Origin of the sequence: Streptomyces sp. NPDC058470, from assembly GCF_042721055.1 — a bacterium.
Taxonomy (GTDB): domain Bacteria; phylum Actinomycetota; class Actinomycetes; order Streptomycetales; family Streptomycetaceae; genus Streptomyces.
Genome location: NZ_JBHXMF010000030.1, coordinates 101,614 through 114,048 on the forward strand (window position 1 = coordinate 101,614; position 12,435 = coordinate 114,048).

Consider the following 12,435-nt stretch of genomic DNA (forward strand, 5'->3'; position numbering starts at 1 on the left):
AGAAGAGCGAAGTTGTCCCCGACCAGCGACACCGCACACGGCGGCCGCCGACTCGTCATCGTCGAGTCGCCTGCCAAGGCGAAGACGATCAAGGGCTATCTCGGCCCCGGCTATGTCGTCGAAGCGAGCGTCGGGCACATCCGTGACCTTCCCAACGGCGCCGCGGAGGTGCCCGAGGAGTACACCGGCGAGGTGCGCCGCCTCGGCGTGGACGTCGACAACGACTTCCAGCCGATCTACGTGGTCAACGCTGACAAGAAGGCCCAGGTCAAGAAGCTCAAGGACCTGCTGAAGGACTCCGACGAACTCTTCCTCGCCACCGATGAGGACCGCGAGGGCGAGGCCATCGCCTGGCACCTTCTCGAGGTCCTGAAGCCCAAGGTCCCGGTCCACCGGATGGTCTTCCACGAGATCACCAAGGACGCGATCCGCGCCGCGGTCGCCAACCCGCGCGAGCTCAATCAGCGCATGGTCGACGCCCAGGAGACCCGCCGCATCCTCGACCGTCTCTACGGCTACGAGGTCTCGCCGGTCCTGTGGAAGAAGGTCATGCCGCGTCTGTCGGCGGGCCGCGTGCAGTCCGTGGCGACCCGCCTCGTCGTCGAGCGGGAGCGCGAGCGCATCGCCTTCCGCTCCGCCGAGTACTGGGACCTGACGGGCACGTTCGGCACCGGCCGCACCGGGGACGCGTCCGACCCCTCGCAGCTGGTCGCCCGCCTCTCGGCCGTCGACGGAAAGCGCGTCGCCCAGGGCCGCGACTTCGACTCGCTCGGCCAGATCAAGGGCGCCAACACGCTCCACCTGGACGAGGCGAACGCCCGCGCGCTCGCCGCCGCCCTGGAGAACACGGACTTCGCGGTCCGCTCGGTAGAGTCCAAGCCGTACCGCCGCTCGCCCTACGCCCCGTTCCGTACGACGACGCTGCAGCAGGAGGCCTCGCGCAAGCTCGGCTTCGGCGCGAAGGCCACCATGCAGGTGGCGCAGAAGCTGTACGAGAACGGCTTCATCACCTATATGCGTACGGACTCCACGACCCTGTCCGAGACGGCGATCTCCGCCGCTCGTACGCAGGTCACGCAGCTCTACGGCGCCAACTACCTGCCGGACAAGCCGCGGACGTACGCCGGGAAGGTCAAGAACGCGCAGGAGGCGCACGAGGCGATCCGCCCGTCGGGTGATCGTTTCCGCACCCCGGCCGAGACGGGCCTGACGGGCGACCAGTTCAGGCTGTACGAGCTGATCTGGAAGCGGACCGTCGCCTCCCAGATGAAGGACGCGGTCGGCAACTCCGTCACCGTCAAGATCGCGGGCACGTCCGCCGACGGCCGCGACGCCGAGTTCAGCGCGTCCGGCAAGACGATCACCTTCCACGGCTTCCTGAAGGCGTACGTCGAGGGCGCGGACGACCCGAACGCCGAACTGGACGACCGCGAGAGCCGGCTGCCGCAAGTGGCCGAGGGCGACCCGCTGTCCGCCGAGGAGCTCACGGTCGACGGGCACGCCACCAAGCCCCCGGCCCGCTACACCGAGGCCAGCCTGGTCAAGGAGCTCGAAGAGCGCGAGATCGGCCGCCCGTCGACGTACGCGTCGATCATCGGCACCATCCTCGACCGCGGCTACGTCTTCAAGAAGGGCACGGCTCTCGTGCCGTCCTTCCTGAGCTTCGCCGTGGTCAACCTGCTGGAGAAGCACTTCGGGCGGCTCGTCGACTACGACTTCACCGCCAAGATGGAGGACGACCTCGACCGCATCGCGCGGGGCGAGGCGCAGTCCATTCCGTGGCTGCGGCGGTTCTACTTCGGCGAGGGCGACGCGCGGGGTGCCGCCGAGGCCGGGAACGGCGACGGCGACCACCTCGGCGGCCTCAAGGAGCTCGTCACCGACCTGGGCGCCATCGACGCCCGCGAGGTGTCGTCCTTCCCCATCGGCAACGACATCATGCTGCGCGTCGGGCGCTACGGCCCGTACGCCGAGCGCGGCGAGAAGGACTCCGAGAACCACCAGCGCGCGGACGTCCCCGAGGATCTCCCCCCCGACGAGCTGACGGTCGAACTCGCCGAGGAGCTGCTCGCCAAGCCGAGCGGCGACTTCGAGCTCGGTGCCGACCCGGTGACGGGTCACCAGGTCATCGCTCGCGACGGCCGCTACGGCCCGTACGTCACCGAGGTGCTCCCCGAGGGCACCCCGAAGACGGGCAAGAACGCCGTCAAGCCGCGTACGGCCTCGCTGTTCAAGTCGATGTCGCTCGACACGGTGACGCTGGACGACGCACTGAAGCTGATGTCGCTGCCGCGGGTGGTGGGCAAGGACGCCGAGGGCGTGGAGATCACCGCGCAGAACGGGCGCTACGGGCCGTACCTGAAGAAGGGTACGGACTCGCGGTCCCTCACCGCCGAGGACCAGCTTTTCAGCATCACGCTGGAAGAGGCGCTGGAGATCTACTCCCAGCCCAAGCAGCGCGGCCGTGCGGCCGCCAAGCCGCCGCTGAAGGAGCTGGGCGCGGACCCGGTCAGCGGGCAGCCCGTCGTCGTCAAGGACGGCCGTTTCGGGCCGTACGTGACCGACGGCGAGACCAACGCGACCCTGCGGTCCGACGACAGCGTCGAGGAGATCACCCCGGAGCGCGGCTTCGAGCTGCTCGCCGAGAAGCGCGCCAAGTCGCCGGCCAAGAAGACCGCGAAGAAGGCTCCCGCCAAGAAAACGGCCACCAAGAAGGCCCCTGCCAAGAAAACCGCTGCCAAGAAGACGACGACTTCGAAGACGGCTGCCAAGAAAGCACCCGCCAAGAAGACCGTCGCCAAGAAGACGGCGGCTTCGGAGGGCTAGGTCCTGTCGTCACATTCCCGTCGTCGCCCGCGAGGCGGCCGGGAATATGACGACACGGTCTAGCAGGTGGCGGGAGCCTGGTGCCCGCCTGGCAACCGTCCTTCGTGTGTCTGACGCGTGTGCGCCCCTCCACCTTTTGGTGTGGGGGCGTCCGTATGTTCGGCCACCTCTTCGGGGAGTCGGTGGGTCCGGATAGGCTGTCAGGATGACGCGAGCCGAGCAGCCAACGGCCCACAATCCGGCCCCCGACGACGCCCTGGTCGCAGATTCCCGCGAGCGCGCCGTGCGCGCTCTGCTGCGCCAGCCGCAGCTGAAACGGCTGTGGAGCGCCCAGCTCGTGGGAGGTGTCGGTGACGCCCTGGCCCTGCTGGTCCTGGTCGTCCTGGCCCTGCAGGCGGCGATCTCCGAGGGTTCCTTCGGCGGTGGCTACCGCGGAGTCGCCCTCGCGGTGGCGGCCGTCCTGGGGACACGCGTTCTCGCGACGGTGCTCTTCGGAGCCGTCCTCCTGGGTCCGCTCACCTCGTTGACGTCCCATGAAGGGCTGCTCGACCGGCGCTGGACCATGGTCGGGGCGGACGGCCTGCGGGCCGCGCTCCTGATCGTCGCGCCCCTGTGGATCGACTGGACGCCGGACGACGCGCTCGCCGCCATCCTCGTCGTCGCCTTCGTGACCGGTGTCGCCGAGCGGTTCTGGACGGTGTGCCGGGAGAGCGCGGCGCCCGCGCTGCTGCCCGCGCCGCCGCTGGAGGGCGCCACGGTGCGCCCGCTGCCGGACCACATGGACGCCCTGCGGCGCCTGTCGCTGCGTACGGCATTCCTGGCGGTGCCGATCGCGGCCGCCGCCCTCGTCGTCGTGTCCCTCGTCAACAACCTGCTCGGTACCGGAATCGCCTGGTTCGGCCAGCACCAGGCGGCGCTGGCCTCGTACGTCGCCGCAGGGCTGTTCGCCGCCTCGCTGTCGGTGCTCACCTTCCTCGAACTGCCCGACGCACGCACCCCGCGCGCGCGGTCGCCGCTGGAGGGCCTGCGCCGCCCCAGGACGGGCACGGCCGTCGACACGGGCCGTACGGGTGCGATTCCGCTGCTGGTCCTGGCCTGCGCCGCCGTCGCCGCGGCGATCGCGGCCGCCGTCGCCGTCTCCGTGCTGCACGCCAAGGACCTGGGCGGCGGACCGGTGACGTACGGGCTGCTGGTGCTGGCGCTGACCGGCGGTGTCGTCATCGGCATCCGTGCGGCCTCTTCCGTGTTGCCGACGCTGTCGCGGCGGAGGCTGCTCGCGCTGGCGATCGCCTTCACCGGCGTCGCGCTGCTGGCTGCCGGGCTGGTTCCGGATGTCACCACCGTCCTGGTGCTCGTCGGCCTCGCAGGCATCGGCGCGGGCGTCGCGGCCAACACTGGGCACGCGCTGCTCGACCAGGAGGCCGAGGACTACCGGCGGCCGCGGACGACCGAGCATCTGCACGCGGTCGTACGACTGTTCGTGGCACTCGGCGCGCTGGTGGCACCCCTGGTGGCCGCCGCGATCGGTCCGCACCGCCTGGAGAGCGGCAAGTTCGTGTTCGCGCACGGGGGCGCCGCCTTCACGCTGATGCTGGTCGGCGCGCTGCTGCTGCCGGTCGCCGCGCTGGTGCTCGCCAAGGCCGACGACCGCTCCGGAGTGCCGTTGCGGCACGACCTGCGGGACGCGCTGCGGGGCGGCGACGATCCGGTGCAGGCACCGGCCGTCTCCGGGTTCTTCATCGCCCTGGAGGGCGGTGACGGGGCCGGGAAGTCGACCCAGGCGGAGGCGCTCGCCGAGTGGATCCGTGCCAAGGGCCACGAGGTCGTGGTGACCCGGGAGCCGGGAGCGACGCCGGTCGGCAAGCGGCTGCGGTCCATCCTGCTGGACGTGTCGTCGGCCGGTCTCTCGAACCGGGCGGAGGCGCTGCTGTACGCCGCCGACCGCGCGGAGCACGTCGACACGGTGGTGCGGCCCGCGTTGGAGCGGGGCGCCGTCGTCATCTCGGACCGGTACATCGACTCCTCGGTGGCCTACCAGGGGGCCGGGCGCGACCTGTCGCCGACCGAGATCGCGCGGATCTCGCGGTGGGCCACGGACGGGCTGGTCCCGCATCTGACGGTGCTGCTGGATGTCTCGCCGGAAGCGGCGCGTGAGCGGTTCACGGAGGCGCCGGACCGGCTGGAGTCCGAGCCGGCCGAGTTCCACGCGCGCGTGCGGTCCGGTTTCCTGACGCTCGCCGCCGCCGACCCGGGGCGGTACCTCGTCGTCGACGCCGCGCAGGAGCCGGAGGCGGTCACCACCGTCGTCCGGCACCGGCTCGACGTGATGCTGCCCCTCTCCGAGGCCGAGGTGAAGGCTCAGGAGGAGGCCCGCAAGGCGGCCGAGGAAGAGGTCCGGCGCAAGGCCGAGGAGGAGGCCGCGCGCAAGGCCGAGGAGGAGCGTCAGGAGCGCGAGCGCCAGGAGCAGCTCGCCCGCTTGCGCGCGGAGGAAGAGGAGCGCAAGCAGCGCGAGCTGGAGGAGGCCCAGCGACGCGAGGCCGAGCGCCAGGCGGAGGAGGCCCGCCAGCGTGCCGAGGAGGCCCGCCGCCGTGCCGAGGCGGAGCAGGCCCGCAAGCTCGCGGAGGACCAGGCGCGGGCCGTGGAGCAGGAGCGTCTGCGCAAGTTGGCCGCCGAGGAGGCGCGGCTGCGCGCCGAGGCGGAGGAGCGCCGGCTGGAGAAGCAGCGGAAGGCCGAGGAAGCCTTGCTGCGGGCGGAGGAGGCTCGGAGGGGGGCGGAGGAAGCGGCGGCTGCTTCGGCTGCGGCGGAGGCAGCCGCGTTGGCTGAGGCTGCGGAGACTGCCGGGTCGGCTTCGGCTGGGGCTTCGGCCGGGGCTTCTGCGGCGGCTGGGGGTTCCGGTTCGGCTTCGGACTCGTCGGCTGCTGCTTCGACTTCGCCCTGGCCGTCGCCGTCGCCCTCGCCCTCGCCCTCGCCCTCGGACTCGTCTTCGTCATCGTCTTCGCCTTCATCTGCGGCTCCGGCTCCGACTGCGGCTCCGTCTTCGTCCTTGGCGGATAGCGAGACGACCGTGCCTACGCCGGTTGTGGCGCCGCCGGGCGGGTCGGCTGGGGCGGTGGATGAGACGGCGGTGCTGCGGCCGGTGCGGGCTGATGAGGGTCCGGGCGGTGCGCGGTCCGACTCCGGGGCGGGTGGCCGTTCCGGGGCCCGGTCCGTTTCCGGGGCGGAATCTCGCTCTGGCTCCCGGCCCGGCTCTGGGGCAGAGACTCGTGGTGGCTCCGGGGCAGAGACGCGTGCTGGTTCCCGGTTCGATGCCGAGGAGACGGCCAAGCTGCCGCAGCCGCCTGCGCCTGAGAGGGATGCGGACGAGACGGCCGTACTGCCGCCGGTCACTCCGGGCGCGGCGGACGAGACGGCGGTACTGCCGCTGGTGGCCCCTGGTGCGGCAGATGAGACGGCCGTGCTGCCGCCGGTTCGGGACGCGGGTGCGGGCGGCAGTTCCACGGGTGATCCTGCGGATCGGGTGCCGCCGGGCTACTTCCGGGACGAGCGTCCGGCGCAGGCGCAGCCGTCCGACGATTCCACGGACCGTACGCGCGAACTGCCCCAGGTCGATGCCGAGGGCACCCCGCGTCGACGCCCTCGCCCCGACTGGGCGGAGGAGACCCCGCTCGACGATCTCCCGACGCTGGCGGACGAACTGCTGGGCCCGCGTGAGCGCGATGACGACGAATGGGACGAGGAGCGGGGGAAGGGCGGCCGCCGCCGTTGAGATCCGGCGGTCGTCGCTGCTTGAATCGGCGGTCGGCGCCGCTGAAGTCCGGCGGTCGTCCCGGCTTGAATCCGGCGGTCGCTGCCGTTGAGATCCGGCGGCCGCCGCGGCTGAGATCCGGCGGTCGCCACCGCTCGTCCTCGGCCCGGGGACCCGTTGTCAGTGGCGACCCGCACAATGGACGCGGTAGGGCGAAGTACGACGGAAGGGCGGTGCCCCATGCCCGTGTGGGACGACCTGGTGGGCCAGGAGAAGGTGAGCGAGCAGCTCGCCGCCGCTGCGCGCGACGCCGACACCCTTGTCACGGCGATTGCCTCGGGCACCCCGCCGCCCGAGGCGTCCAAGATGACGCACGCCTGGCTGTTCACGGGTCCGCCCGGCTCGGGCCGCTCCACGGCGGCGCGGGCGTTCGCGGCCGCGCTCCAGTGCGTGAGCCCCGACCGCGCGCTGGGCGGCGTCCCCGGCTGCGGGTTCTGCGACGGCTGCCACACCAGCCTGATCGGCACCCACGCCGATGTGCAGATCGTCCGCACCGACATGCTCTCCATCGGTGTGAAGGAGACCCGCGACCTGGTCCGGCGCGCGCAGCTGTCCCCGGCGACAGGCCGCTGGCAGGTCATCGTTCTGGAGGACGCGGACCGTCTCACGGAGGGCGCGGGAAACGTTCTGCTGAAGGCCGTGGAGGAACCGGCCCCCCGTACGGTCTGGCTCCTGTGCGCCCCGTCCATCGAGGACGTCCTGCCCACCATCCGCTCCCGCTGCCGTCTCCTCATCCTGCGTACCCCGCCTGTGGACGCGGTTGCCGACATCCTCGTACGGCGTGACGGCATCGAGCCCGGCGTGGCAGCGGTGGCCGCCCGCGCGACGCAGGGCCACATCGGGCGGGCCCGTCGCCTTGCTACGGACCAGCGCGCCCGCGAGCGGCGGGCGGCCGTCCTCAAACTCCCTCTTCGGGTCGACGACATCGGCGGCTGTCTCAAGGCGGCCCAGGAGCTGATCGACACGGCGTCCGAGGACGCCAAGCAGCTCGCCGAGGAAGTCGACGTCAAGGAGACCGAGGAGATGAAGGCGGCCCTCGGTGCGGCCCAGGGCGGTCGCATGCCCCGCGGTACGGCGGGTGTCATGAAGGAGCTGGAGGACAACCAGAAGCGCCGAAGAACGCGGACGCAGCGCGATGCACTGGACCTGGCCCTGATCGACCTCACCGGGTTCTACCGCGACGTCCTCGCCCTCCAGTTCGGCTCCCGCGTGGCCCTGGCCAACACGGAGGCCGAGGACACCCTGGAGCGGCTGGCCCGCGGCAGCTCACCGGAGGCGACCCTGCGCCGCATCGACGCGATCGCCGGCTGCCGCGAGGCCCTCGACCGCAATGTGGCCCCGCTGCTCGCGGTGGAGGCGATGACGATGGCGCTGCGGGCGGGCTGACAGGGTTGGGCTTCTGAGCCCTTAGGGTTCTGGGCTTCTGAGTCGGGCTTCAGGCTTTCTGGGCCTCTGGCTCTCCGGGCCTCCGGGGTTTCTGGGCCTCCGGGGTTTCTGGGTCGGCTTCGGCTCTCCGTACTTCCGTACCTCCGCGTATCCGTACCTCCGAGTGCCTCCGGCGTGGTCCCGGTGGCCGGTGATGCTCTCCCGGCCTGCGTGACCAGTTGACCGTGTCACCCGTACGAGCCCCATTGGCAACTGATGGTGATCAATTGATCGCGCAAGGTTACGCTCGCGGGATGTACATCAGGCGCACTCCTCGGTCGGCCCCGTCCGGCCGGCCGATCAGTTCCCCTAGGCGGTCCGGTACACCGTCTCGGACCCTCCGTGTGAGCGGCGTGCTGCTGGCCGCCACCGCGTTGCTCGTGTCGGCCTGTTCCTCGGGGAGTTCGACCACGGCGACGGCGACGGCGACGGCGGACGCGGTGCTGGCCGCGCTGCCCAGTTCCACGCCGTCGACGCTGGCGCCGTACTACGGGCAGAAGCTCACCTGGCGTACCTGCGGTGTGCCCGGCTTCGAGTGCGCCACGATGAAGGCGCCGCTCGACTACGCGAAGCCGGCCTCGGGCGACATCAGGCTGGCCGTCTCCCGCAAGAAGGCCACAGGCCCGGGGAAGCGCCTGGGTTCGCTGCTGGTCAACCCGGGCGGGCCGGGCGGCTCGGCGGTCGGCTATCTCCAGGCGTACGCCGGGATCGGCTACCCGGCGGAGGTCCGCGCCCGCTACGACATGGTCGCCGTCGACCCGCGCGGCGTGGCCCGCAGCGAGCCGGTGGAGTGTCTCACCGGCCGCGAGATGGACACGTACACGCAAACGGACAACACACCGGACGACGAGAAGGAGACGGACCAACTCGTCGACGCCTACAAACAGTTCGCCGAGGGGTGCGGGCAGCGCTCGGCCGAACTGCTGAGGCATGTCTCCACGGTGGAGACGGCCCGGGACATGGACATGCTGCGGGCCGTGCTGGGCGACAAGAAGCTGACGTACGTCGGGGCGTCGTACGGAACGTTCCTCGGGGCGACGTACGCCGGGCTCTTTCCCGACCGGGTGGGGCGGCTGGTTCTGGACGGTGCGATGGATCCGTCGCTCAGCGCTCGCGAGCTGACCGAGGGGCAGACGGCGGGTTTCGAAACGGCCTTCCAGTCGTTCGCGAAGGACTGCGTACGCCAGAGCGACTGCCCGCTGGGCGGCGCAGGCACCAGCGCGGACCAGGTCGGCAAGAACCTCAAGGCCTTCTTCCAGCAGCTCGACGCGGACCCGATCCCGGCGGGCGACGCGGACGGTCGTGAGCTGGGTGAGGCGCTCGCGACGACGGGCGTGATCGCGGCGATGTACGACGAGGCGGCCTGGCCGCAGTTGCGCGAGGCTCTCACCTCGGCGATGAAGGAGAAGGACGGCGCGGGTCTGCTCTCCCTCTCCGACAGTTACTACGAGCGCGACGCCGACGGCAGGTACGCGAACCTGATGTACGCCAACGCGGCCGTGAACTGCCTCGACCTCCCGGCCGCCTTCTCCCGCCCCGACCAGGTGGAGACCGCCCTTCCCTCCTTCGAGAAGGCGTCACCCGTCTTCGGGGAGGGCCTGGCCTGGGCCTCCCTGAACTGTGCGTACTGGCCGGTGAAACCGGCCGGCGAACCCCACCACATCGAGGCGAAGGGCGCCGCCCCGATCCTCGTGGTCGGCACCACCCGCGACCCGGCGACCCCGTACCCCTGGGCTCAGGCCCTCGCCTCCCAGCTCGCCTCCGCCACCCTCCTCACCTATGTCGGTGACGGCCACACCGCCTACGGCCGCGGCAGCGATTGCATCGACTCCACGATCGATCGCTACCTCCTCCAGGGCACCCCCTCCACCAAGGGAAAGCGCTGCTCATAGCCCTGCCGCACGCCCCGGAAGTGACCCCCCGGGGCGTGTTCTGAGCACCCCCGGAAACTGTGTAGACTTACCGGCGTTGCTGATCGCACCATAGTGCGGACGGCGCGCCGCCTTAGCTCAGATGGCCAGAGCAACGCACTCGTAATGCGTAGGTCTCGGGTTCGAATCCCGAAGGCGGCTCTGAGGAACCCCAGGACTCACTCGCCGTGACCTGGGGTTTCTTGTTTCTGTTGACCTTCGAATCGATGCAAATCGGGGTGTCGTTTCCTCGGCCCCCTTTCGCCCGTGGCGGCGGCCATGTCCGCGAGGAAGGCGTGCGCGAGCATCGCCAGGGTGTTGGTGGTGATCAGCGGAACACCGAAGCTCTCGGCGAGGGCCACGTCGTGAGCGTCGCAGACGGAGAGGTTGTTCGACAGCTCGGTACGCCTTGCCACAGGACCAGCGTGGGGTGCAGGTCGAGGGCGAGGGCCTGGTAGTCGGGCCTGGGGCTCGGAATGTCCATCGCCCGGCCAATCGCCGTGGCCCATGACGCCGACATCACAGCACCACCCGATCCGTCAGGCGGCCCGCGGATCACCCTCACCTTCCAAACGGCATCCCCGGCGCCCGCACCTGGCGGGCGGTCTCGGGCGGACCACGGCGGTTCATACCTCCGACGTCCGAGCGGTGCCGGACGGCTTCGAGCGCGGAAAGGGAACCCGGAGGGGCGTACCTCGGTGCAGTCATCGGAACTATTCGCGCCTACAAGGGGATTGGCGAGGTCCCTGGGATCGCATACAGTCCAGGCGTCCTCCTCTGTTCCCCCACCTCAGGAGACCCCTTGCGACGACATGCGCGCTCCATCAAACGCGGGGCGGTCCTCACGGCCGCCGCGCTGGCCTTCGGGATGTTCGCCTTCATGCCCATGCCCTGGGCGTCCGCCGCCGACACGGCTCCCACCGCCGCGCCGGCCGCCACAGCTGTCATCGACGGCTGGAAAGGCAGCTGGTCGGTGTCCCCGCAGAGCGGCGGCCCCTCGTACGCCAACCAGACGCTACGGCAGATCGTGCACACCAGCATCGGCGGCACCTCGGCCCGGGTACGGATCTCCAACGTCTTCGGCACCGCGCCGCTGACCGTGCAGAACGTGCACGTGGCGCAGCGCAGTTCCGGCTCGTCGGTGAACACCGGCACCGACAAGGCGGTGACCTTCGGCGGCCAGACCTCGGTGACCATCGCCGCGGGCCAGTCGGCGGTCAGCGACTCCACCGCGTTCACGGTGGCGGCGCTGGCCGACGTTGCCGTCAGCTTCTATCTGCCCAACTCCACCGGTTCGGCGACGTACCACCAGCAGGGCAACCAGACCAACTACGTGGCGGCCGGCAATGTCAGCGGCAACGGCACTCTCAGCGGAGCGGCCACCAACGGCACTTACTCCTTCCTCACCAACCTGGACGTGCAGAACAGCGCCGCCAAAGGCTCGGTGGTCACCCTCGGCGCGTCCCTCACCGATGGCGTCGCCTCCGCCTCGAACTCCAACCGGCGCTGGCCCAACGACCTGGCGGTCCGGCTGCAGAACAGCGGCCGTACGGTCGGCGTGCTCAACCAGGGCATCAGCGGCAACAGGCTGCTCGTCGACGGTGCCGGGCAGAGCGCGCTGAACCGCTTCGACCGGGACGTTGTCGGCCAGTCCGGGGTGCGCTGGGTGATTTTCTCGGACGACCCGATCAACGACCTGGGCAGCACGAAGCCGCCACCTACCTCGGCTCAACTCATCACCGGACTCAAGCAGTTGATCTCCAAGGCGCACTCGGCGGGCCTGCTGTTCCTGTGCTCGACCCTCACTCCCTACCAGGGCGCGAGCTACTGGACGCAGACCGGCGAGACCGCACGTGAGGCGGTCAACGCGTTCATCCGCGGCTCGGGCAGCGGCTGCGACGGCGTGGTGGACCAGGACGCCGCCACACACGACCCGGCCAACCCCACCTACTACCTGCCCGCGTACGACAGCGGCGACCACCTGCACCCCAACGAGGCGGGCCTGCAGGCCATCGCGAACGCGGTGAACCTCAGCCTCTTCGACTGACTCCACGAGCACACCGCCCGCGAGTTCCGCCATCGCGCTGCGCGCGCACGCCAACGGCAAGTAAGTGACCGCGGACATCACGGGCGCCGGCCCGCTGATCGCCAACCGGGACACCGTGGGTCGGGCGCATCCTGGCGGCCCGGTGAGAACCCGCCCGGTGGACAGCCGGTGGACAGACGCCTTTGGACCGTGCATCACGGGGTAGCACGGTCAACCTGCCGCACGTGCTCTGACCGGCAAGAACGACACTCAGCAGCACGACCCGGCACCAGGCAACATGATCGCTCACGGTCTCGTAATGCGTAGGTCTCGGGTTCGAATCCCGAAGGTGGCTCTGTAAAAGCCTCAGGACTCACTCACCGTGACCTGGGGCTTTTGCTTTTCTTTGACCGTGTGTCGCAGTGGCTGACCGACCCGAGGGC

The 12,435-nt window shown here is 70.6% G+C and carries 6 protein-coding genes and 1 tRNA gene; 6 read left to right on the top strand and 1 reads right to left on the bottom strand.

The genetic code is table 11. The features are described from left to right. Positions 1 to 12 precede the first annotated feature (12 nt). From topA to ACFWP7_RS22700, 5 genes are all read left to right on the top strand, one after another. The gene (topA, locus tag ACFWP7_RS22680; protein ID WP_384383686.1) at positions 13 to 2,826 is read left to right on the top strand and encodes a type I DNA topoisomerase; all 2,814 of its coding nucleotides are present in this window, start codon (positions 13 to 15) and stop codon (positions 2,824 to 2,826) included. Between the two features lie 205 nt (positions 2,827 to 3,031). Next, positions 3,032 to 6,592 (top strand): dTMP kinase, encoded by a 3,561-nt coding sequence (gene tmk, locus ACFWP7_RS22685; protein WP_384383689.1) that lies wholly within the window; start codon positions 3,032 to 3,034, stop codon positions 6,590 to 6,592. Positions 6,593 to 6,811: 219 nt separating this feature from the next. After that, entirely contained in the window at positions 6,812 to 8,017 is a 1,206-nt protein-coding gene (locus ACFWP7_RS22690; protein WP_384383692.1) for a DNA polymerase III subunit delta', read from the top strand. Between the two features lie 293 nt (positions 8,018 to 8,310). Next, a complete protein-coding gene (locus tag ACFWP7_RS22695; RefSeq protein ID WP_384383695.1) occupies positions 8,311 to 9,948 on the top strand; it encodes an alpha/beta hydrolase in 1,638 nt (545 codons plus the stop codon). 106 nt (positions 9,949 to 10,054) lie between these two features. Next, positions 10,055 to 10,128, top strand: a tRNA-Thr gene (locus ACFWP7_RS22700). A 17-nt stretch (positions 10,129 to 10,145) separates the two neighbouring features. Here ACFWP7_RS22700 and ACFWP7_RS22705 read toward each other — a convergent pair. Continuing rightward, the gene (locus tag ACFWP7_RS22705) at positions 10,146 to 10,382 is read right to left on the bottom strand and encodes a hypothetical protein (protein ID WP_384383698.1); all 237 of its coding nucleotides are present in this window, start codon (positions 10,380 to 10,382) and stop codon (positions 10,146 to 10,148) included. Positions 10,383 to 10,768: 386 nt separating this feature from the next. Between ACFWP7_RS22705 and ACFWP7_RS22710 the strand changes: the two genes are divergently transcribed. Then, entirely contained in the window at positions 10,769 to 12,013 is a 1,245-nt protein-coding gene (locus ACFWP7_RS22710) for an SGNH/GDSL hydrolase family protein (protein WP_384383700.1), read from the top strand. The last annotated feature ends 422 nt before the right edge of the window (positions 12,014 to 12,435 follow it).